The organism is Paenibacillus sp. Marseille-Q7038, from assembly GCF_965111595.1.
In genome coordinates this window covers 2,963,918-2,987,499 of the sequence record NZ_CBCOOM010000001.1, presented here as the reverse complement: position 1 = coordinate 2,987,499, position 23,582 = coordinate 2,963,918, and the positions used below count along the sequence as shown (strand labels likewise).

The following is a 23,582-nucleotide window of genomic DNA, read 5'->3' as shown; positions in this document are numbered from 1 at the left end:
GTCTTAAGTAAGTAAAGGAAGTGAATGCATCATGGATTTATTCTCGTTTAGTCAGGACTCAGAGCCGAAAGCAAGGCTTCTTGCTGACCGGATGCGGCCACAGAACTTAGATGAATATATTGGTCAGGAACATATCGTTGGTCCCGGGAAACTGCTTAGACGAGCGATTGAAGCAGACCAGGTATCTTCCATTCTTCTGTATGGACCGCCTGGCTGCGGAAAAACAACACTTGCACATATTATTTCTCATCATACAAAGGGACATTTCGTTCGTCTTAATGCGGTTGATGCAACGGTTAAAGATGTTCGCGAAGTGATAGAACAAGCCCAGAATAATAAAGCAATGTATGGAACGAAGACCATCTTGTTTTTGGATGAAGTCCACCGTTTTAACAGCTCAAGGCAGGATGCACTCCTACCTGCAGTTGAGAAAGGAACGATTATTTTTATCGGGGCAACAACGGAAAATCCTTTTCACTATGTGAATGGAGCCCTCCTCAGCCGCTCGACTTTGTTCCAGCTTGAATCTTTAACGAAGGAACATTCTTTGGAAGCGATGAAAAGAGCGCTAAAGGATCCCGAAAAAGGGCTTGGATTCATGGATCTTGCAGCTGATGATGAAGCTCTTCTTCATATTGCCACGATGGCGAATGGGGATATTCGTAGAGCACTAAATGCTCTTGAACTTGCGGCGCTCACTACGCCTCCCGAGCAGGACGGAACGGTGCATATTACGCTAGCAGTAGCAGAAGAATCGATACGCCGGCCGATTGTAAAAGCAGATGAATCAACCCAGTATGACGTTTTATCTGCCTTTCATAAAAGTATCCGCGGATCAAGTGATGCCGCTTTATTCTGGTTTTTATATGCAGTTGAAAAACTGGGCATGGATCCCATGGTGTTTATCCGCAGACTGATTGCGGCAAGCAGTGAAGATATTGGACTTGCAAGTCCAAATGCAATGGTACAGGCAGTGGCTGCGCTGGATGCCTATCGAAATAACGGCTGGCCCGAAGCGAAACTGAATATTGCGCAGGCTATATTGTTTGCTGTGGAAAGTCCAAAATCGAACCGGGTATATACGGCCATATCAAGTGCGATGAATGCGATTGAGGACCTGAAGTCGGCCGATGTTCCTTTACACCTCAGAGATGGTCATTACAAAGGTTCAATCAAGCTTGGTCATGTCGGATATCAATATCCGCATAATTTTCCAGGTCATTATGTGGAGCAGCAATATTTGCCTAACGAAATCAGCAACTACGTTTTCTATGAAGCTACGGAACAAGGCAATGAAGCAAAGATAAAAGTTAACCAAGACCGTAGACGTATACGCAATCAAGGACGTTGACCATAGAATTATGAACTGGATGGGCGTAGGGAATTTGTTTTGACTCTATCCCTAGCCATGTTTACAGAGGAGAAGTTCGGAGTTATGAGAGAGCTGATATATGTAGGGGCAGGAGGGTTTCTAGGCACGGTTTTTAGATATGGAGTCCAGTTGTGGCTGGAACCTGCATCTGCTAACTTTCCACTAGCGGTGCTATTGATCAATTTAGCAGGGTGTTTCTTTCTAGGGTGGTTTTTTACCATAACCCCTGCGAAATGGCGAATTTCAGCAGAATGGAGATTACTGATCGGTACAGGGTTTACAGGTGCCTTTACCACCTTTTCTACTTTCTCGGTAGATAGTATTCAGCTGCTCCAAGATCGTCAAATAGGACTGGCAGTAAGCTATATTTTGCTCAGTGTTGTTATTGGTCTGCTCATGAGTTTCATCGGTATAAAAACAGGCGAACGAATGATTTCAAGCCGCTTATCCAAGGAGAATAGTTTATGATTTGGTTAGCAGGGTTGGGCGGGTTTGCCGGAGCTATTATGAGATACACGCTAGGACGTTACATCATGAAAAGGGCAGGCGGTGAATTACCGCATCCATTTCCTTTGGGAACGTGGGTTATTAATATCAGCGGTTCGTTCCTGCTTGGTGTATTGTTCGCCCTATCGATAGCAGAGCTACTATCCTCCTTATGGTGGGCCTTACTTGGCGTCGGATTTTGTGGAGCGTATACCACGTTCTCTACTTTTGGATATGAAACGATGCAGCTGATCACTGCAAATAAGTTACGCAAAGCTTGCTTGTATGTGGTCAGTTCCGTTACGTTAGGACTTATGGCTGCTTGGATCGGAATTTGGGTTGTCGGCATCTTCATTCATTAGGGATAAGATCTTCCAAGGAGGAACAAATGAAGCAAAAGGCATGGTTGACAGGTGTAATGGTATTATCCGTTCTATTATCGGGGTGTGGAGATGAGGGAGCAGAGACAAAAACAGTCTCAACGAATCATCATACTCATGTAGATTCAAATCAGGAACATAGCGGTCAGCCTCATCATGTGTCAGCAAACGGAGATATTCAGGAGAGGACAGGATCGCAAAAAGATCTTCCTGCTTTTCTTGATGGACAATCAGAGGAAATGCGTAACATTTATCTACTGTCTGCTCAGTATGCAGATGTACTGGAATTTATCCCTTGTTATTGCGGCTGTGGCGATAGTGCGGGGCATAAAAGTAACTTGAACTGTTTCATTAAAGAGATAGAAGAGGATGGAGCCGTTATATGGGACGACCATGGTACAAGATGTAATGTTTGTCTTGATATCGCTGTTTCTTCCGCAAAAATGGGGCATGAAGGAAGTTCACTCCTTGAAATTCGTGAGGCAATGGAGGCAACTTATAAGGAAGGGTATGCGAAACCAACGCCAACTCCGCTCCCGGAAGTATGATATTTATCATAAATAAAAAATGATTCTTTATTTAGGCAGGAAAAAAGCCATCCTTCATGGTAATACATGAGGGATGGCTTTTATTTTAGAATTCTGTTTTATGCCAGAACGTTAGACTCGTACGGTACTTTTTCAACTTGATCAATCGTTCCGCCTCCAAGACAAACGTCACCATCATAGAAAACGACAGCTTGTCCCGGGGTGATTGCTTTTTGCTGTTGATCAAAAGCAACGTGAACAGTACCGTCTTCACGCCATGTCAGAGTAACGCCTTGATCCGGCTGACGATATCTGAACTTGGCAGTGCAATGGAATGGTTCCTTCGGCGTTTGATCGCTGCCAGCAATCCAGTTTACATCTGTCGCGATGAGTCCTGTTGAATACAGACTAGGATGCTGATCTCCTTGAACGACGTAAAGAATGTTCTTCGTAAGATCTTTGTCAGCTACAAACCAAGGTTGTCCGTTACCTGAACCGCCGATACCAAGACCTTGACGTTGCCCGAGGGTGTAGTACATGAGTCCGTCGTGACGGCCTTTTACTTCACCACTCTCGATATCAATCATATCTCCTGATTTCGCTGGCAAATAACCCGAAAGGAATTCTTTGAAATTACGTTCACCAATAAAACATACGCCTGTACTGTCTTTTTTCTTGGCAGTGTATAAACCTGCTTGCTCCGCTAAGCGGCGAACTTCCGGTTTAGGAAGGTGCCCGATAGGGAACATCGCTTTTGAAAGCTGTTCCTGACTGAGGGCATTCAGGAAGTAAGTTTGGTCCTTGTTATTGTCTACGCCGCGAAGAAGTGTGTATTTTCCATCTTCTTGTATGAGCCTTGCATAATGACCTGTTGCCACATAATCTGCACCAAGATCAAGCGCTTTGTTAAGAAACTCTCCGAACTTGATCTCGCGGTTACACATGACATCAGGGTTCGGTGTCCGTCCGGACTTATATTCATCGAGGAAATAGGAAAATACTTTATCAAAATATTCCTTCTCGAAGTTAACTGTATAATAAGGGATATCCAGTTGTTCACAGACGCGGCGGACATCTTCCGCATCATCTTCTGCCGTGCAGTGTCCGAATTCATCGGTGTCGTCCCAGTTTTTCATGAAAATACCGATGACGTCGTAACCCTGCTCTTTGAGTAGCAGTGCTGTGACGGAGGAATCAACGCCTCCAGACATGCCGACGATGACGCGGGTGTTTTTGTTGTCGTTAGACATCGTCATCACCATCTTTAATTAGAATGTTTTTACGCGTTTTATTGTAACACATTCGTGGTTAACTTACGATAGAATGGAAAAGCTGTGTTTATGTCCTTACAGGACGGACAATTTTACTATTATCGTCAAGGTTTATTTTCCATATTCACCGTACTTATGTTACCATTATCAAAGGGTTATGATCGGAATAGAGTGAATTGGTGAAATATAGAAAAAGACAAAGAAACTTTTACTGATATAACAAACAAATGACTATAAATTAATGAGGTGTACCTACTTTGAAAATATCAACCAAAGGCCGTTATGGATTAACAATTATGATGGAACTCTCTGGTCGTTTTGGCGAAGGGCCGACTTCACTGAAGAGTATTGCAGAGAAAAATCAACTTTCAGAACATTATCTAGAACAACTCATAGCTCCTCTTCGTAATGCGGGACTCGTAAAAAGTATTCGCGGTGCATATGGCGGATATATTTTAGCTCGTGAACCCTATACGATTACAGCAGGAGATGTAATACGCGTACTAGAAGGACCGATCTCACCTGTTGATTTCACGGAAGAAGATGATCCGGCTAAACGTGATTTATGGATCCGCATCCGCAACAGCATTGCAGATGTGCTCGATTCGACTACGTTACAAGACCTAATATCTTATAAAGAGAAATCCGACGCGGATAACTATATGTTCTATATTTAATGCGGGGTGAAATGAAAGTGAATATCTACTTGGATCATGCTGCATCTACTCCTGTGCATCCAGAAGTTGCCACTGCAATGTTTGAGGTAATGACTGGCCAGTTCGGTAACGCATCAAGCGTGCACGCTTTCGGGCGTGTCGCGAAGCGTTCCGTAAGTGAAGCTAGGGATAAGATGGCGGCTTATTTGGGCTCTTCTCCGGACGAACTCGTGTTTACTTCCGGTGGGACAGAAAGTGATAATTTAGCCATTTTTGGTACAGTAGCTGCTGCGCAGCATAAAGGAAAGCATATTATCACAACACAAATCGAGCACCATGCAGTGCTTCACGCCTGTGCATCACTTGAGAAGCAAGGATACGAAGTTACTTATCTCCCTGTTGACTCCTATGGAATGGTCGATACTGCTGACGTAGAGGCAGCAATCAGACCAGATACGGTTTTAATAAGCATCATGTATGTCAATAATGAAGTAGGTACGGTCCAAAACATTGAGGAGATTGGCAAGATTGCAAAAGCTCACGACATTCCTTTTCATGTCGACGCTGTTCAAGCACTAGGTTCTATTCCCATACAATTGCATCAGCTTCCTGTAGATTTAATGAGTTTTTCTGCTCACAAAATCAACGGACCTCAAGGAATTGGACTGCTGTATGTCCGCAAAGGAATGAAGCTTGAACCAATGGCCCATGGCGGGCTGCAGGAACGTAAGCGCCGTGCGGGTACAGAAAATTTGGCAGGGATCGCCGGTTTCGCTAAAGCACTGGAAATCCTAGAGAAGACGATGGAGGAACGGATGCTTCAGGATGCGGCTCTGCGTCAATTTTTTATTGAAGAGCTTCAAAAAGAAGCTGGTGAAAATGCGGTCGTTGTAAACGGACACCCACAGCAAACGGTACCACACATTGTGAATATCAGTTTCCCAGAAGTGAAAACAGAAACGATGCTGATGAATTTAGATGTGGAAGGAATTGCTGCGGCAAGCGGCTCGGCATGTACTTCGGGTTCTCTTGAACGTTCTCATGTCCTTGAAGCTATGAATTTACCAAAAGAAGTTATGGATTCAGCGATTCGATTTAGCTTTGGTTTGGGTAATAGTAAAAATGATTTGGAATATACAGCAAAAAAAGTTGGAACCATTCTGAAACGTTTGCGTAAAAGAGCGTAAGGGTTTCCTTGTATAGGGACAGAGGAGGGATTATGCGTCTGTTGTCACCAGCCACAATGAAAGGGTTGTTAATCTTAATATGTTTTCTTGTGCATACTAAGGTGAACACACTGTTTCATAATTGACTTTAGGTGATGGAAGGGATAATCCTGTCATGAAACTTCAAGAAATGATTGGACTTGCCGTATTTGATATCGAAGAAGGTAAGAAGATCGGCAAAATATGCGATTTTACTCTAACAACAGATTGGCAACTCACCGGAATTGAACTGGATGGAAGAGGCTTTTTTTCTAAACAAGTCAAAACGGTGTCTTGGGAAGACATCCTTGCTTATGGCAATGATGCTGTGATGATTCGAAACAAACAGGCTGTCCGTAAAACGGATGCTGACAACATAAAATATAATTATTTAAAAGGAAATCATAAACTCAGGGATATGACGGTGATGACGCAGGAAGGTCTGCAACTCGGACGTATCACAGATGTTTATTTTGACCAAAAAATGGGAAAAGATATACTAGGGCTCGAAATCAGTGATGGGTTTGTAATGGATCTGATGGAAGGCCGAAAATGGTTGCCTCGCACGGATGAAATGAAGATAGGTGAACATACAGTCGTAGTTCCTACGGCAAGCGAGCAGCATTTAGTAGATGCTATTCATTCTGTTAACGGATAGGTGGAAATGTAATGAAATGTCCAAATTGTAATTCAAAAGATATAGGTAAGATTGGTTCTCATCAATTCTATTGTTGGGGATGCTTTATAGAACTAAATGTAAATGGAGAAAAAATGTCGGTGTATCAAGTCGAAGAAGACGGTACACTGAGTTCACTTGACGATCTTTTCTTTGGAGAAGAGATCGTTCAGGAGTATCCAGGATTGCATATAGCTCCTTAACCTTTGTTAATAACTTCCTCTATAAACGGTCTGGCACACTTTTGTCGTAACTATGACATGATTGTGGTGTTTAGCAGTTCTGATTAGAGGCCGGCAAGGTACATAGGAGATGAAGACACGAATATAATACAATGCTTTTTAATATAAAAACACTTGCGCAGCTTGAGATAACTTTTTCGAGCTGTACAAGTGTTTTTATATTTTTATAAAGGATGTAAGGAGATTTCACCTCGATCTTCAGGATTAATTTATCCACTCACTACATATACTTACAAGGATAAGCCTGTCCGAGGAGGAATCTTGATGTGGAGCATCTAACGAAAAATAAGCTGTTCCGTTACGGACTGCTCGTGCTGCTGGCCCTCGTCATTCTGTATTTTGTGTGGCTGCTGCGTCCCATGCTACTGGGGATTTACGGTTTTTTGAAAGCTATATTTGCCCCTTTTCTAGTAGCATTAATTATTTCATATGTTCTTAATCCGATTGTATCTATGCTTGGGGGACGTAAAGTTCCGCGAACTATCGCTGTGCTGCTCATCTATGCTGTATTTCTGACATCTTTGGCTGTCATTTTGATGAATGTCATACCGATGTTTATAGAGCAATTGGAACAACTGAATGAACATTTGCCTGAGCTGAATATGCATGCTCAAAGCTTGCTGAATAATATGAACAGTAATCTCATCCCACCAGGCGTTCGTGTAGGGATCAATGGCTGGATGTATCAGATGGAGAATAAGCTCGCTTCCGGCATCTCTGTCTTTATGGATAATATCGGGGCTACCATCAGCACCATTTTCAATATTTTCATCGTACCTTTCTTAATCTTTTATATGCTTAAAGATTTTGATGTGATGGAAAAAGCCGTTGTTTCTTATTTACCCCGGACCCAGCGGAAATCAATTGTCATGCTTCTTAAGGAGATTGATACTGCCCTCGGCAATTATATAAGAGGACAATTCCTGGTGTGTATTATTGTGGGTGTGTTTGCCTATATTGGGTATATGGTGATCGGAATGCCTTATGCACTCATTCTAGCAAGTCTGGTAAGTGTGTTTAACATCGTCCCTTATTTGGGGCCGTTTCTTGGGGCAGCACCTGCCGTGGTGATGGCTTCAACGATATCCGTAAAAATGTTGATCTTCGTCATTGTTGTTAATACACTATGCCAAATTCTCGAAAGTAATGTGATCTCTCCTCAGGTAGTGGGGAGAACGCTTCACCTGCATCCGCTGAGCATTATTTTTGCCTTACTTGTAGGGGGAGAACTTGCAGGAATTGTGGGGTTGATTCTGGCTGTTCCGGTCTTTGCGGTGTTAAAGGTGGTATGCCAGCATTTCTTTTTGTACTATATCAAGCGGAAAACCATTGAGTAGCAAGGACAACGAAAAAGAGAGCTTATTTTCTCCGATATGCCTCCTTAAGTTCCTTGATGGGATCAGTAAAGAAGCTTATGGGGCTTCGCCTGCTTGCATTGACACCATTCTGCACTAAAGATATAATCGGATATATATGTATATCGTAAAATACAGTGATGAAATCAAGTACGTCAGGGTGTTTCTACAGAGAATGGACTCCTATTACCTAAGGTACATGAGTACTCTTGGATAGCAGGCTGGAAGAGTCCTGAAATGAAGCGGCGGAAAGCTAATTTCGGAGTGCGGTTAAAAGCCGCCGGATGACCTCCGTTATCGGGTTCTACAAGGCGATCGCCGGATTTACTCTTTTGCTTAGGACATGCTTATGCATAGCTCCCTTGCGATAGATCAATGGCGATAACCAGGGTGGTACCGCGAACTTCTCGTCCCTGATTTATTTCAGGGGCGTTTTTTTGTTTTTACGTGAGAAGTTCCGCTCGCTTTTATTTGTTTGTTACTCCTGTTTTTAGTGTAGGGAGTAACCTTTTCAATCTTTATATTTTTTAGCCCGGGAGATATAGGCATGGATCTTGCGTAATAAACGAATTGGCTTGGAGGAGCGAAGCGCTCGTATTTGGTTTGTAATTCAGGGGTGGGAGAATTATTCTCCAGCCCGGTGTTCAAAACAACGACGACCGAGAGACAAATCGTTTATGGAGCAGCGAAAGTTTGAACATTCATACCGGAGCTAATCCAATATACAATTTAAACCGGAGGTTATGACCATGAAGGCAAGTGAAATCCGTTCTAAATGGATCGAGTTTTTCAAAACCAAAAATCATAAAATTGAACCGAGTGCATCGCTTGTACCTCATAACGATCCCTCTCTATTATGGATCAATGCAGGTATGGCGCCGCTTAAGCCTTACTTTGACGGCCGTGTAAAACCGGAGAATCCGCGTATTGCTAACTCTCAGAAATGTATTCGTACCAACGATATCGAAAATGTAGGGAAAACACGCAGACACCATACTTTCTTTGAGATGCTGGGGAACTTCTCTATTGGCGACTATTTCAAAGAAGAAGCGGTAACGTGGGCTTGGGAGTTCTTGACTGATAAAAAATGGATCGGATTTGATCCAGAGCGTTTGTCCGTTACTGTATATCCAGAAGATGAAGAAGCTTTCAAACTGTGGAATGAAAAAATTGGTCTGCCTGCAGAACGCATCATCAAATTAGAAGAGAATTTCTGGGATATCGGTGAAGGTCCTTGTGGTCCTTGTACAGAAATTTTCTATGACCGCGGTGAAGCGTATGGCAATGATCCAGAAGATCCAGAACTGTATCCTGGCGGAGAAAACGAACGTTACTTGGAAGTATGGAATCTGGTATTCTCCCAGTTTAACCATAACAAAGATGGCAGCTATACGCCGCTTCCAAATAAAAACATTGATACAGGTGCTGGACTAGAGCGCTTTGCATCCATTTTGCAGAATGTAGACTCTAACTTTGATACGGATCTATTCCAGCCTACGATTCAGCGTACAGCAGAATTAGCTGGTGTGAAATATAACGACAGTGTAGAGATTGATGTCGCTCTGAAAGTCATCGCTGACCATGTTCGTACCGTTGCTTTTGCTGTTGGTGATGGGGTACTTCCTTCTAATGAAGGCCGTGGATATGTCATCCGCCGATTGCTGCGCCGTGCAGTACGTTACGGAAAAGTACTTGGACTCGATCGTCCATTCATGTATCAGCTGACACAGCAGGTTGCTGATGTAATGGGCGTCTACTACCCAGAGGTTGTAGAAAAACGCGAATTCATCGCGAAAGTAATTAAAACAGAAGAAGAACGCTTCCATGAAACTCTAAGCGATGGTCTTGCTATTCTTGCTGACATCAGCGAACAAGCAAAAGCGAATGGAGAGCATATGATCAGCGGCAGTGATGCTTTCAAATTGTATGATACTTATGGTTTCCCGTTTGATCTTACGGAAGATTATGCAGCTGAACATGGACTTACGGTGGACCGTGAAGGTTTCGATAAAGCAATGGAAGAACAACGTAATCGTGCACGATCCGCACGCCAAGATAATGCGAGCATGAAAATTCAGGGCGGAGCGATCTCGGAGCTTACGGTTAAAAGTGAATTTGTTGGATATAATGACCTCGTGACCGAAGCAAAAGTCGTAGCCATTCTTCGTGACGAACAAATGGTGGATTCCGTAAGCGAAGGCGATACTTGCCAGATCGTGCTAGACCGTACTCCTTTCTATGCTGAAAGCGGCGGTCAAGTAAGTGACGAAGGTATTTTGCGCGGTGAAAGTGTATTTGCTAAAGTAAAAGGTCTCTTTAAAGCGCCTCTAGGTCAACATGTTCATATGGGAACCATTGATTCTGGGGAACTTCGTGTAGGAGATTCTATCAAAGCTGAAGTAGATAAAACGAGTCGTGAATCCATTGTAAAAAATCATACAGCAACACATTTGCTGCATAAGGCACTAAAAGAAGTGTTAGGAGATCATGTTAATCAGGCAGGCTCTCTTGTAGAACCAGGACGCTTGCGGTTTGACTTCTCCCACTTTGGCGGAATTACACCGGAAGAACTGGCTGTTATTGAACGCAAAGTAAACGAACAAATCTGGAGACAAATTCCGGTTGTTATCGAATACAAATCCATTGACGAAGCAAAAGCAATGGGTGCTATGGCTCTATTCGGCGAGAAGTACGGTGATATTGTTCGCGTTGTACAGGTGGGTGATTACAGCCTTGAACTGTGCGGAGGTTGTCATGTAAATAATACGTCGGAGATCGGTTTGTTTAAACTTGTGAGTGAAAGCGGAATTGGATCTGGCGTTAGACGGATCGAGGCTTTGACAGGACGCGGTGCATATGAATACATGGAAAGTCAGTTAGATCTTCTGAAACAAGCAGCTGCTTCGCTCAAGTCGAATCTAAATGATGTACCTAAACGTATTGATGCAATGCATGCTCAAGTTAAGGAGTTAACTCGTGAGAATGAATCTCTACAAGGAAAACTCAGCTCCATTGAAGCAGGACAACTTACAGATAAAGTAGTTCAGCATGGAGACACCAAAGTACTTACAGCTCGGGTTGAAGCAGCGGGAATGGATACTCTTCGTACACTGGCTGATGAGCTTAAAGTGAAATTGCCTGATACGGTAATTGTTCTAGGTGCTGCAGCAGAGGAAAAAGTTAACTTCGTTGTCATTGTCCCACAAGATCAGGTGAAAAAAGGCCTGCATGCCGGTAAAATTGTGAAGGAAGTCGCTGCAGTATGCGGAGGCGGAGGCGGTGGACGCCCTGATATGGCTCAAGCTGGCGGTAAAGATGCGGCTAAACTTGATGAAGCACTTCGTCTTGCTGAACAAATCATTGCAGGGTAAGGTTTTATAACGTTTGCAAAAAACAAAATATTCTCACTTTCCTGCTATATTTACAGAGGACAGAATATGTTATTATAAAGAAGAAATCAATTCGGCATATCCAAAATGAATAATTTTGATTTATGCAGAAGCGAGGTGTCGTTATGGACTCCATGGATAAGACAGTTAAATTTAATGTGAAAGGCGATGTGGAAGAAGCTTCTGCACAAGAGATTCTTCTTAAAGTGTATGACTCCCTTCAAGAAAAAGATTACAACCCCATTAATCAAATGGTGGGTTATCTTATTTCCGGGGATCCTGCTTATATCCCGCGCCACAACAATGCAAGAAGTCTGGTCCGCAAAAAAGAACGCGACGAACTGATTGAAGAATTAGTACGTTCTTATCTGGCCAATCACCGATAAGAATAAGGAGAAATGAATGAAGATCTTAGGCTTAGATTATGGCGACCGCAGAATTGGCGTTGCTCTTAGTGACGCCTTTGGCTGGACTGCTCAGGGTTTAGAAGTTATTGAACGGCGCCGCGCAGGGGACGAGATCGTACGAATCACTGAACTTGTCAAAATGAATGAGGTTAGTGAAATCGTCGTCGGGTTACCCAAAAACATGAACGGCACCGTGGGTCCTCGTGGTGAGATCTGCATCGAATTTGCAGAAACGCTACGGGAAACATTGGACTTGCCCGTACACCTATGGGATGAAAGGCTCAGCACCGTTTCGGCGGAACGAACGCTGGTTGATGCCGACGTAAGCCGAAAGAAGCGTAAAAAGGTTGTGGACAAAATGGCCGCAAGCCTAATATTACAAAATTATTTAGATGCCAAAAGTACAAGGTGAGGGGGAGTTTACTATGACTGATATTCATATGGGTATGGAAGAGGATCGCGAGATCATATATATCACGGATGAAGAAGGTAACGACGAAGAATTTGAGGTGCTCATGACCTTCGATGTAGATGGATCAGACGCTAAGTATATGATGGTTGTACCTGTCGATGTGAACGAGGACGAAGAAGAGTCTGAGGTTTATGCCTTCCGTTATGAAGAAGAAGGGGACGACATCAAGCTGTTTATGATTCAAGATGAAGCAGAATGGGCGATTGTGGAAGAAACTTTTAATACTCTCGTAGATTCAGAAGACGACGAGGAGAATGTATAGATGACAGATTTTCCTTTTACAAGAGCGGATCTGATAATTACGACTCGCTTGCAAGAAGCATTTGGAACAGAGGTTGAGCTCGAAGAAGCGAATGGTAAATCCGTTCCTTATAAACTGCTCGCTGAGTTCGAAGTGCAAGGACAGGGTTATGCTGTACTGCAATCCTTAACAAGTAAGAATGAGGAATATGAACTTTTGCGTGTAGAAATTACAGCAGAAGGTCTTCCAGAGCTTCATACCATTGAAGATGATGAAGAATGGGAAAATATTGCGGAACTCTATGATGAATGGTCATTACCTGATGACCAAGGTTAATACGAGGAGGCACCTCTACCGAGGTGCCTGCTTTGTATGTTATTATAGAATTCTTGGTATACTTACTTAAAATACGGTTGATGAGAGGGCGGAGCAAGTCCGCTCTTTTTGGCTGTGAAGGGGTTGTGATTTTTTGAAAGCAAAATACTTCAGGCGATTCATTTTCCTTATAGTCATTATGGTGATTCTTGCCGGCAGTGCATTATATGTATGGCAATCGACAAAACCGGTTGCAACATCAACAGAACCCGTTATTTTCACGATTGATAAAGGGACAGGCACATCTCAGATTGCTGATAATCTAGAGGAAAATGGAATCATTCGAAACAGTTTATTCTTTAAAGTATATTTGAAACTGAATAATGAAGGCTCCCATTTTAAAGCAGGTACGTATGCATTTGTTCCTGGTCAAAGTTACAAAGAAATTGTTACTGCTTTAAATAATGGAGATGTACAGCAAGCAGAAACATTGAAGTTTACTATTCCTGAGGGATATACACTAAAACAAATGGCAGAGAAGCTGGACACTGAAGGTGCGACAGTGAATGAACTTTTCATGGATATTGTAAACCAACCGGAGTTATTCAGTGATATTCCGATCATAGCTGAAATTCCAGACAACACAGACTATCTATTTAAGCTGGAAGGCTATTTATTCCCCGAAACCTACGAACTTGCAAAAGGAAGTACAGCAGAAGATATTATTTTACGTATGCTGACCGAAATGCAGGAAAAACTGGATTCGATTCCGGATTTTGAGGCCAAACTAAAAGCAAGTGGTCTCACGGTGCATGAGCTCCTCACTGTAGCTTCACTGATCGAGAGAGAAGTGGTTGTTCCTGAGGAAAGACCTTTGGTAGCAAGTGTGATTTATAACCGGTTAGAGAATAATATGAGACTTCAAATCGATGCGACCGTTCAATATTTACTGGATAAGCAGAAAGAACGTTTGCTTTATAAAGATCTAGAAGTGGAAAGTCCATATAATACGTACCGAAACGCGGGATTGCCTCCAGGGCCGATTGCAGCCCCTAGTCTTAGCTCCATTGAGGCTGCCTTATCTCCAGAAACATCCGATTATTTATTTTATGTTACGAAGAAAGACGGAAGTTCGGGACATCTTTTTGCCAAGACCTATGAAGAACATTTGAAAAATATAGAAAAAAGTAAAGAAAGTGCGGAATAACGGAGGGATGACTTTTGACTCGGCCTTATGAGTTGCTAGTGACGGCAAGTGATTTACAGGAAGCAGAAGTGCTGCTTACAGCGGGAGCGGATGCAATACTTATCGGGAACGATCGTTTTGGGATGCGATTACCCGGCAGTTTTACTTTGGAAGACACGAAGGAAGCAGTTAAGCTTGCTAAGAATCATCATGCCAAGGTATACGTTTCGATGAATAACATTATGACAAATGAGCTTTTGCCAGAAATACCGGACTATGTACGCGGGCTTAAAGAAGCGGGAGTTGATGGTGTTGAGTTCAACGATCCATCGGTTTTGCGGGCTGTGCGTGAGATTGCTCCTGAAATCAAGCTTCACTGGAATGCGGAAATGACTTCTACCAACTACAGTACATCGAATTATTGGGGACGTAAAGGCGCATCCCGAGTCGTACTTGCAAGAGAACTGAACATGGATGAGATTACAGAAATGGTACCTATGCTCGAAGTTGAAGCGCAAGTACAGATTCATGGGATGACGAACATATATCATTCCAAACGTCAGCTGGTTGCGAGTTACATGCAGCAACAAGGACGTCCTGTAGAGGGTGATTTGGGACTGCACAGAGGATTATTCCTCATTGAGGCAGAGCGCCGGGATGAGAAGTTTCCCATCTATGAAGATGTGAACGGTACCCACATTATGAGTTCCGAAGATATTTGTATCATGGAAGATCTCCACCTATTAATGAACGCAGGCGTGCATTCTTTTAAAATTGAAGGGATTCTAAAAAGTACAGCATACAATGAAGCGGTTGTGAAAGCTTATCGTAAAGCCATAGATGCCTATACGGTTGACCCGTTAAACTATGAATTTGATGAATCCTGGCTTGCTGAAGTACGGGAAATGCAGGATCCTGAGCGCGAACTGTCATTTGGATTTTTCTATAAAGAACAAGTTTATTAATATGAGGTGGTAAAAGGGATGGACACGATTACGAAACCTAAGTATACGGGCAAACGTTATCGGCTTGACAAGCCTGAGCTGCTCGCTCCGGCAGGAAATTTAGAAAAGCTGAAGTTTGCTATCCACTATGGTGCCGATGCTGTATATATCGGAGGACAAAAGTACGGCCTTCGTTCCAATGCGGACAATTTTAGTTTTGAAGAAATGCGCGAAGGTGTTGAATTCGCTAATAAGTATGGGGCAAAAGTGTTTGTAGCAACAAACATTTATGCACATAATGAAGATATAGAAGGTATTGAAGCCTATCTTAAAGAGCTATATAAAGCAGGAATTTCGGCTATTATCGTAGCAGATCCTGCCATTATTGAGGTGGCACAGCGTGCCGTTCCTGGTCTTGAGGTACATCTTAGCACACAGCAATCCACGATCAACTGGCAAGCAGTGCAGTTCTGGAAAGAAGAAGGTCTGCCGCGTGTTGTTCTTGGGCGGGAAGCAAGTCTCGAGGAGATTGCGGAGATCAAAGAACATGTAGATATCGAGATAGAAGCATTTATTCATGGTGCAATGTGTTCCTCTTTTTCCGGACGCTGCGTATTATCTAACCATTTTACAGACCGTGACTCTAATCGCGGAGGATGCTGTCAGTCCTGCCGCTGGAAATATGACCTGTTTGAGGATGCGAGAGAGAATGAAGTATGGGTATCGGAAGAAGATACAAGAGATTCTCAGATACTGAAGAACTTTGAGCTTGGTGTAAATCAGCTTCCGCTATATGAAGAAGGAGATCAAGCGTTTTCGATGGGTTCTAAGGATCTATGCATGCTCGAAAATATACCGGATCTCATTGATGTAGGGATTGACTCCTTCAAAATCGAAGGACGAATGAAATCCATTCACTATGTGGCAACGGTTGTAAATGTATATCGTCAAGCCATTGACTCCTACATGGCTGATCCGGAAAATTATGTGCTGAAGCCGGAATGGCTCGAAGAAATTCAAAAAGCAGCCAATCGCCCGCTGAATACTGGATTTTTCTACGATACTCCGGATCATGAAGATCATATTTACGAACCGGAAGAAAAAGCGGTTCCTTATGACTTTGCAGGACTTGTGATGGATTATGATGAGAAGTCACAACTGGCCACGATTCAACAACGGAACTATTTTAAAACCGGAAACGAGATTGAGTTCTTTGGTCCGAATGGTACATTCTTCAAGCAAAAAGTGGGAGAAATCTATGATGAAGCTGGAAATTTACTAGATGCAGCTCGTCATCCACTGCAAATGGTGAAAATAAAAGTCGATCAGCCCGTTGCGTATTTTGACATGATGCGCAAGAAAAAATAATACAATCAGGTCTAAAGTCCTCATCTATCAAAAGATGAGGACTTTTTTATGAAAAAATAGGAAGAAATATTCAATTATTTTCCGTAAAAGCAAAGGTTTTGCTCCTGAATTACCGAAATAGTAGTTATAAATTCATTTTGAAAACGATAACAATTGACGGCGGTGAACAGAATGAAACCGGTTTTTAAGTTTAGAAAGAAACCAGATTTACAAAACTCAACTCATTTAAATAAGGAGGGAGTACAAACAAAATTATTATGGAGGCAAATGAAGAGGCTAAATCCAATGGAATCTGTAGGGGTTCGATTATTCCTTATTTTTATGATTGCCATTCTGCTGGTTGTATTTGGACTCGGTACCTTGTCCTATCAAACGGCCAAAGCGACAATTAAAGAAAAGGCAGCAGAAGCTAATCAGGAGACAATGGAACAGACGGCACAGAGATTAAATATTATTATGGAACGTTACGTAGATATGTCGACTCAAATCTTTTTTGATACAAACTTACAAAAGAATTTAGAAGCTTTAAATGAAAGCAACGCTTCCGCTTTTGATATTTATCAATCCAGTTCCCTGCTCAGTGAACAATTGACGAACTTACAATTTACGAATCAATCCATTTCATCGATTTCCTTAGTACATGAGAATCCAGATACTCCAACAATAAGTACAGGAACGAGTTCGGATTTAATCAAACTTCGAGAAGAGGAATGGTTCACGTCTCTGTTTGAAAATGGCGGAATATTATGGCTTCCAACGGAAGAAAAAGAAAATGGAACAGAAAGTACATACCGTATGGCACGTATTTTTAAAAATATTAATGCCAATATTGACACGTTTATGATTGTTTTTGAGATTAAAGCCAGTGCCTTAGAAGAGGAACTCAAGAAAGTTAACTTTGGCGAGAATGGAGTTGTTCAAGCCATTTCCAAAGATGGTACGGTTATAGGATCAACCATAGCAGAACGAGAAGGAAAGCAAACTCAGCTAACATTTTTACAGGATCTCTCGGAGAAAAGCGGTTTTAGAGATACAATGAACACAATTAATGGAAAAAATCAGGAAATGCTCGCTGTGTACACTACACTCGAAATTACCGGTTGGAAAATCATTGGGATGATTCCTGTAAGTGAACTAGTGAAGGGAGCAAATCAGATTTTGCTCGTGACGATTATTTTTGCTGTTGCTGCTACCGTCATGGCTTTGTTGATTGGAATGTGGATGGTACGCATGATTGCGAAACCTTTATCTGTTCTGAAAGATCTCATGCAACAAGGTGCAAAAGGGGACCTAACAGTACGAACAGCACACCAATCAAAAGATGAAATCGGACAGCTGTCAACAAGCTTTAACCAAATGATGGAGCAGATTACGCGTTTGGTTCAGCAAACCAATCAGACAGCACAGGATGTATTACAGACTGCATCCGAACTAAGCACTGCTTCACAGAAGACGGCAGCATCTGCTACGGAAGTAGCCGTAGCAACGGAACAAATCGCGGGAGGTGCAACGAATCTGGCGAGTGAAGCCGAGCGAGGTTCAGAAATGACGGAACTCATCTCTGCACAGATGCAGAAAGTTGTTGTCACTAATGAGGAGCTTGGAAGTTCAGCACGCGAAGTAGAAGGAGCAAGTCAACAAGGAAGTGCCTACTTAACAGGGTTAATTCGTAAAACAGAACAAAGTGAAGAAATGATTCGATCGCTTGTTCATAAAGTAGATCAGCTTAAGCAGAGTACAAGTTCTATTCTGAATATTCTCGATGTACTGCACAACATCGCAAGACAAACCAATATTTTATCTTTGAATGCGACGATTGAGGCAGCTAGAGCAGGAGCAGCAGGTCGTGGTTTTATGGTCGTTGCTGGTGAAGTTCGGCAGCTTGCGGATCAGTCGAAAGAATCCATAGATATGGTTGCAGGGATGACGGATCGCATTATGACCGAAATGAATGAAACCGTATCCGCTCTGTCTGAGGCTTATCCACTATTCCAAGATCAGATTACAGCTGTAAAAGATACAGGGGAGATTTTTCAAACGGTTGAAGACCAGATGGGCATCTTCGTGAAAAGATTAGATGAAACATCAATGTCTATTGAAGCTCTGAACCAGTCCCAGATCACCCTTTCCGATACGATGATGAATGTGAGTTCGGTTGCCGAACAATCTTCTGCAACATCTCAAGAGGTCGCATCACTAAGCAGTGAACAGCAAAGTATCGGCTATCAGCTGGTCGAATTGTCGGCCAAATTGGAGAAGGTATCCGGTGAGCTAAAGGCAACATTATCTGTTTTTAGATATTAAAACGGTATTCGTAAACGATATGTTCAAGCCCTGTTTTCCTGATGAAGGAGGCAGGGTTTTTAATATGCTGAAAAAGGGGATAATACCCATAAAAAGTCGAAAGTAGGCAGCTGGGTATGGACCTGTTAAGAAAAAGACGAATATTTTTCACATTGCTTCTATTGGGTGGTTTGCTAGCTGTATTAATGTTTCGTCTGGGCTATATCCAGTTTGTTAGGGTGAACCAAGAAGTTCTTGAAACCGGAAGAACGATGAGAGAAATGTCCGTATTGCAGCGGGAACAAGGAATTATTTTGGACCCAGGTCGTGGACAATTTCTTGACCGTCACCATAAATCTTTTACGGGGAAGATGGTTTATGTTCCGGTACTATTTCCACTCCCTGATCGGATTACGGAAGAACAAAGAAGTGAGCTGTTAGAAATGGCGGACCTCTTAAAAATTAATCGGGATACCCTATGGACGAAATGGAATGCTTTAACTTCACCTGTATGGTGGACACTTGCTAATGGAGAACCGCGAATTCTCACAACTCGGGAAGTAGAAACGATGCAAGAGAAAAATATAGGAATGATGAAAGCTTTACCCTATATGAAACGATATCTAGACTCAGAGAATGGGATGCAGTGGCTCGGATATCTTGCAGAACTCCCCCAAAAGACAACGAAGAGTAAACTTCATCAGGAAGTGAAAGATCCTTTTAATGTAAAGTCAGGAGCAGGTGGGCTCGAGCGGACCTTAGAACCGGTATTAAAAGGTCTTGGACCAACCATTGTATCAAATATGGTTGACGGGCATAAACAGCCGTTAAACGAAACCCACGGGGCAAGAGTGATTGCACCTCACAATCCGCGATACCCGCTAAATGTAGAGACAACAATTGATATTGATCTGCAAGAGCAAATAGAGAAAGTAACGAAAGAGGCAGGAGTGACGGAAGGAGCCGTTGTTGTACTGGATGCCAAGAATGCGGATGTGGTGGCTATGGTTTCAAGACCATTCTATAATCCGCAGCAGATCAGTCTAGAGAAGAATGAATGGGCAAATCAGGCGCTAAAGGCGGCTGTACCCGGATCAATTTTCAAAATAATCACTGCTGCAGCTGCCCTCGAACAGGGATTGATACATCCGCAAGAAAAATTTCACTGTACCGGTCATTATGGGAAATATGGACTAAGCTGCTGGAAAACAGAAGGTCATGGAACGTTGACATTTGCAGAAGGTTTTGCGAAGTCATGTAATATTGCTTTTGCAGAAGTGGCATCACGTCTGAATTCTAAACAGATAGCAGATGCAGCAGAGTCGCTTGGCCTTGGCAGAACAGTTGGATTTGAAAAAGATCATTATTTAGGACAGGATCATTTTCACTTGTTCGATCATGAGGAGAAAGGACGGATTTTTAATACAGATGAAAGTATTCAGCTTAATGATGAAGGAACAAGGATACAAACGGCTATTGGACAGCGCGATGTACAGGTTACTCCTTTGCAAGCAGCTAATCTTATGGTGACACTGCTTCATGGGGGAAAAGTGCAGTCTCCACGAATCGTCTCTCATATTCATTATGCGGACGGATCTCTGCTCGCTGAAATTCCTCATCAGCGTTTGTTAGATAAAAATGTGCCGGCCATTCATCAGTCAACAGCGAGTAAGTTGTTAGAGTTTATGGATAAAGTAGTGGAGGAGGGAACGGGACAGACTCTCAATGAAGCCTCGTGGCATCTTGCTGGGAAGTCAGGTACAGCCCAGATAATGCAAAATAAGGTGAAGCGAAACCATCAGTGGTTCATCGGCTATGGCCCTGTGGAGTCTCCGGAATATGCGGTCGCTGTACTGATCAAGAATGTATCCCCCTCATCAAAGCACAAAGCGACCTCCTTATTTAAACAAGTTATGGACATGCTTGCAAAGACTCATTCTAAGCTATAGCAAATAAAGAAACTCTACAGTCACCATAAGGATGGACGGTAGAGTTTCTTTATTTGCATGATGATTACTCGGCAGGAGGAGCCGGTTTATCTACTACGAAAGGTGAGGATTGGAACTCATCTTCAGGCAGATGGATCCACCGCTGTAAATATCCTTGTTGAAGCAATTCCTTGATTAAGATCAGCAAGATTGGCGATAGGATCACTCCGGCAATTCCAAAAATAGATAAGGAAATGAGCATGAAAGACAGCATTAAATAGGCAGATGTGACTCCAATTGAATTTCCCGATATTTTAGGTTCGGCCAGTTGCCTTGTCAGCATGGTCACTACTAATACAATAATCAGTCCGATGGCTGTCCCTGTATTACCTACAATAAACAAATAGATAATCCATGGAATAAAGATAACGGGAATACCCAGCAGTGGCAGCAGATCAAAAAATGCAGATATAAGTGCGATTGTAAGGGCGTTGCCGGTTCCGACAATCAGTAACCCTACATATACAAGTACAAAGGTAATCGAAATGAGAATCAACTGTGCTTTCAAATAAGAACCGATCGAACTGAGGACATGATCTTTTAAAAACAGATAGGCTTTCTTGATCGTTTTTGGTGCTTTTCTTTTGGTAAGAGCCCGCCACATATCAATCTCTACACTAAGGAAAAAGGCAAGAATAATAGCAACCGCGAAATTTCCTATAAATGTAGAGAAGGAGCTGAGCATAGTAATAATATAACCAAGAAATGTTTTACCCCAGTTCGACAAGGTTGCAGTAAGGATCTCAAAGTAATCATTGATCTGATTTATAACGCTTGCTGGCAGTGCATTGATTTGGGTATGTAAAAAGGTCATAAACTGATTAAATTGGGTTTGAATCATTTCAGTATAGTAAGGGATATTTTCCTGAAATTGAATGATAGACGAGACGATGATTACTCCCAGTCCGAAAAATATACCGAGTAGTATACCGAGAAACATGAGGACAGAAATGGCGGAGGCAATTGCTTTTTTTATTCCTTTTCGGTGCAGAAACTTGGCCAGTGGCTCAATAATAATAAATACAAGAAATGAAAGAAATACAGGTGCTGCAATGTGATACAGCTTGCTTGAGACAAACATAATTAAGAACACGGTGAGTGCAATCAGGCCGATATCAAAAGCAGTGCGCCAATACTTTTTATATAGGGGAAGCATACGTTAACAACGACTCCTTTTTTTTATTTTTAATGGGGATTACTTTAGAGTATACGTAAAATTTGAATTCAAAGGTTCATTTTATTCACAATATGATAAAATAACAATTAGTGTGGTTTGGATTGGCAGGCGAGTAAAGCGAGAGAAGTGAGGAATTACATGATGCAAAATTTGTTGCTTTTGCTTTTTTATATTACATCCTTTTATGCATTTATTCCTAGTCTAATCAGCCGGTTATTCGGTTTTCGTGTATTTCGAAAAGGGAAAAACGTAAAGGATTATGCACTTACCTTTGATGATGGACCAGATCCATATTATACACCGCTTCTGTTAGATTTGTTGAAAAGGTACGATGCAAAGGCTACATTTTTTGTAGTGGGAGAACATGCAGAACGTAATCCCGACCTGCTAAAACGAATTCATAACGAAGGTCATTTGATTGGTATCCACAATTATAAACACTATACGAACTGGTTGATGTCACCTAAGCTTGTCCGCCAGCAAATTGAACGTACAGATACCATTGTGTTTCAGATAACAGGGTCGCATACGGAATATTATCGCCCGCCGTGGGGAATTACCAATTTATTTGACTTTTCAAAAAAGCATCACCATCGCATTATTCTCTGGTCTGGCATGTTCGGCGATTGGAAAGAACGTATCGGTGTGGATCGTTTAACGGAACGGATGAAGAAAAAACTTCGGGGTGGAGAAGTCATGGTTCTTCATGATTGCGGAACGACACCAGGAGCAGACAAACATGCGCCGCAAATTATGCTTCTTGCGCTGGAAAAAGTACTAGAAATGGCGAAGCACGAAGGACTGAAAAGCATCCGCATTGACGAGATGATTGATCTTCACAATGCTTCAAAGAATGCAAATTCGGTTAGGACACTACAATACGGGAAGGAGGGGCTTGCGACGATGAGAACAGGTATGAAAAAAGTAGTCGTTAAACTATGGTTAGGCTGGGAGAAAGTATTTCATCTTGTTACTCATCTAAAGACGATTACCCCAGAGAATCCTTTTTTGCATTATCGAATTCGTCCCTATCAAGGAAAACGGGTAGCCATGACAGATGGGGAATTTCTTGAAAAAGGCGATTCGATCGTTGAACTTCATTTTGATAATAAAAAATTATATCAGCTGGGAACGACATCACGGTCATCGGTTCATTTAGCTATTCGTATGATCCGGGCAATGGAAAAACAGCTTCCTGATCTTGCTCATCTTATTGCAAAGGATCCGGATGCAGCGGGGGTAAAAGCACTGTATGGTGTTACGATGATTAACCGAGGACCAGAGCAATTCGGGTTTCTTGTCAAAGATTTACCAAAAGGATGGTTTGCTGCTTCCAGTTCTATTTATCTCAAAATTTTGATGAGTGTAATTCATCCGCAAGGGCAGAAGCGTCTAAAGGAAGGCAGCCAGCAAATGATACCCAAAATGATCATCATGCCTATGGATGTACTCTATGAACGATTCGGGAGCGTACATAAGCCTGAGCGAACTGCTCCAAGAGAAGTAAAAGACGAAAGGTATGAAGAAGAGGAATCAGGAATTCTTGCGGGAAATTCTGATTTAAGCAGAACGCCGCCAGTAGCTTAAGTAGAAATATATATCATAAAAGGATCCTCTGTTCTCATGAACCCGGAGTTGTGTA

Annotated in this window: 22 protein-coding genes; 20 read left to right on the top strand and 2 right to left on the bottom strand. The window is 42.3% G+C overall.

Translation table 11 applies throughout. The annotated features are described in order from the left end of the window. Positions 1–31: 31 nt before the first annotated feature. The 4 genes from ACWPWY_RS14140 (at position 32) to ACWPWY_RS14125 (ending at position 2,786) form a co-directional block, all read left to right on the top strand. Positions 32–1,351, top strand: a complete 1,320-nt coding sequence (locus ACWPWY_RS14140; RefSeq protein WP_454192259.1) for a replication-associated recombination protein A — start codon at positions 32–34, stop codon at positions 1,349–1,351. An 84-nt stretch (positions 1,352–1,435) separates the two neighbouring features. Continuing rightward, positions 1,436–1,840: a fluoride efflux transporter CrcB gene (gene crcB, locus ACWPWY_RS14135; RefSeq protein ID WP_454192258.1), complete on the top strand. Its 405-nt coding sequence runs from the start codon at positions 1,436–1,438 to the stop codon at positions 1,838–1,840. Beyond that, positions 1,837–2,220, top strand: a complete 384-nt coding sequence (crcB, locus tag ACWPWY_RS14130) for a fluoride efflux transporter CrcB (RefSeq protein WP_454192257.1) — start codon at positions 1,837–1,839, stop codon at positions 2,218–2,220. The genes crcB (ACWPWY_RS14135) and crcB (ACWPWY_RS14130) overlap by 4 nt, the downstream gene beginning before the upstream one ends. A gap of 26 nt (positions 2,221–2,246) precedes the next feature. Next, on the top strand, positions 2,247–2,786 hold the full coding sequence (locus ACWPWY_RS14125) for a PCYCGC motif-containing (lipo)protein (protein WP_454192256.1): 540 nt from the start codon (positions 2,247–2,249) through the stop codon (positions 2,784–2,786). A 98-nt stretch (positions 2,787–2,884) separates the two neighbouring features. Here ACWPWY_RS14125 and mnmA read toward each other — a convergent pair whose 3' ends face one another. Further along, entirely contained in the window at positions 2,885–4,015 is a 1,131-nt protein-coding gene (gene mnmA, locus ACWPWY_RS14120; protein ID WP_454192255.1) for a tRNA 2-thiouridine(34) synthase MnmA, read from the bottom strand. Between the two features lie 278 nt (positions 4,016–4,293). Here mnmA and cymR point away from each other — a divergent pair, with 278 nt between their 5' ends. The 15 genes from cymR to ACWPWY_RS14045 all read left to right on the top strand — a co-directional run bounded on the left by cymR (position 4,294) and on the right by ACWPWY_RS14045 (position 20,724). After that, a complete protein-coding gene (cymR, locus tag ACWPWY_RS14115; protein ID WP_191798711.1) occupies positions 4,294–4,713 on the top strand; it encodes a cysteine metabolism transcriptional regulator CymR in 420 nt (139 codons plus the stop codon). Positions 4,714–4,724: 11 nt separating this feature from the next. Beyond that, a complete protein-coding gene (locus tag ACWPWY_RS14110) occupies positions 4,725–5,879 on the top strand; it encodes a cysteine desulfurase family protein (protein WP_454192254.1) in 1,155 nt (384 codons plus the stop codon). Positions 5,880–6,033: 154 nt separating this feature from the next. Next, the gene (locus ACWPWY_RS14105; RefSeq protein WP_454192253.1) at positions 6,034–6,555 is read left to right on the top strand and encodes a PRC-barrel domain-containing protein; all 522 of its coding nucleotides are present in this window, start codon (positions 6,034–6,036) and stop codon (positions 6,553–6,555) included. A gap of 11 nt (positions 6,556–6,566) precedes the next feature. Then, entirely contained in the window at positions 6,567–6,776 is a 210-nt protein-coding gene (locus ACWPWY_RS14100; RefSeq protein WP_454192252.1) for a hypothetical protein, read from the top strand. Between the two features lie 305 nt (positions 6,777–7,081). After that, complete coding sequence (locus tag ACWPWY_RS14095; RefSeq protein ID WP_454192251.1) at positions 7,082–8,152, top strand: AI-2E family transporter; 1,071 nt, start codon at positions 7,082–7,084, stop codon at positions 8,150–8,152. A gap of 767 nt (positions 8,153–8,919) precedes the next feature. Further along, complete coding sequence (gene alaS / locus ACWPWY_RS14090) at positions 8,920–11,541, top strand: alanine--tRNA ligase (RefSeq protein ID WP_454192250.1); 2,622 nt, start codon at positions 8,920–8,922, stop codon at positions 11,539–11,541. Between the two features lie 143 nt (positions 11,542–11,684). Further along, positions 11,685–11,945: an IreB family regulatory phosphoprotein gene (locus ACWPWY_RS14085; protein WP_160034448.1), complete on the top strand. Its 261-nt coding sequence runs from the start codon at positions 11,685–11,687 to the stop codon at positions 11,943–11,945. A 16-nt stretch (positions 11,946–11,961) separates the two neighbouring features. Continuing rightward, positions 11,962–12,378 (top strand): Holliday junction resolvase RuvX, encoded by a 417-nt coding sequence (ruvX, locus tag ACWPWY_RS14080; protein WP_191798717.1) that lies wholly within the window; start codon positions 11,962–11,964, stop codon positions 12,376–12,378. A 13-nt stretch (positions 12,379–12,391) separates the two neighbouring features. Further along, positions 12,392–12,700, top strand: coding sequence for a DUF1292 domain-containing protein (locus tag ACWPWY_RS14075; protein ID WP_454192249.1), 309 nt, complete (start codon positions 12,392–12,394; stop codon positions 12,698–12,700). Then, a complete protein-coding gene (locus tag ACWPWY_RS14070; RefSeq protein ID WP_454192248.1) occupies positions 12,701–13,015 on the top strand; it encodes a DUF1292 domain-containing protein in 315 nt (104 codons plus the stop codon). Between the two features lie 133 nt (positions 13,016–13,148). Then, positions 13,149–14,201 (top strand): endolytic transglycosylase MltG, encoded by a 1,053-nt coding sequence (gene mltG, locus ACWPWY_RS14065; RefSeq protein WP_454192247.1) that lies wholly within the window; start codon positions 13,149–13,151, stop codon positions 14,199–14,201. 14 nt (positions 14,202–14,215) lie between these two features. After that, positions 14,216–15,145: a peptidase U32 family protein gene (locus tag ACWPWY_RS14060; protein ID WP_454192246.1), complete on the top strand. Its 930-nt coding sequence runs from the start codon at positions 14,216–14,218 to the stop codon at positions 15,143–15,145. 18 nt (positions 15,146–15,163) lie between these two features. Further along, a complete protein-coding gene (locus ACWPWY_RS14055) occupies positions 15,164–16,492 on the top strand; it encodes a peptidase U32 family protein (RefSeq protein WP_454192245.1) in 1,329 nt (442 codons plus the stop codon). A 285-nt stretch (positions 16,493–16,777) separates the two neighbouring features. Then, positions 16,778–18,796, top strand: coding sequence for a methyl-accepting chemotaxis protein (locus ACWPWY_RS14050; RefSeq protein ID WP_454192244.1), 2,019 nt, complete (start codon positions 16,778–16,780; stop codon positions 18,794–18,796). A gap of 116 nt (positions 18,797–18,912) precedes the next feature. Beyond that, positions 18,913–20,724 carry a peptidoglycan D,D-transpeptidase FtsI family protein gene (locus tag ACWPWY_RS14045; RefSeq protein WP_454192243.1) on the top strand — a complete coding sequence of 604 codons (1,812 nt, stop codon included), beginning with the start codon at positions 18,913–18,915 and terminating at the stop codon, positions 20,722–20,724. Positions 20,725–20,788: 64 nt separating this feature from the next. On the opposite strand, the gene ACWPWY_RS14040 is transcribed toward ACWPWY_RS14045, so the two are convergent. Beyond that, on the bottom strand, positions 20,789–21,919 hold the full coding sequence (locus ACWPWY_RS14040; RefSeq protein WP_454192242.1) for an AI-2E family transporter: 1,131 nt from the start codon (positions 21,917–21,919) through the stop codon (positions 20,789–20,791). 159 nt (positions 21,920–22,078) lie between these two features. Here ACWPWY_RS14040 and ACWPWY_RS14035 point away from each other — a divergent pair, with 159 nt between their 5' ends. After that, complete coding sequence (locus ACWPWY_RS14035; RefSeq protein ID WP_454192241.1) at positions 22,079–23,527, top strand: polysaccharide deacetylase family protein; 1,449 nt, start codon at positions 22,079–22,081, stop codon at positions 23,525–23,527. Positions 23,528–23,582: the final 55 nt, after the last annotated feature.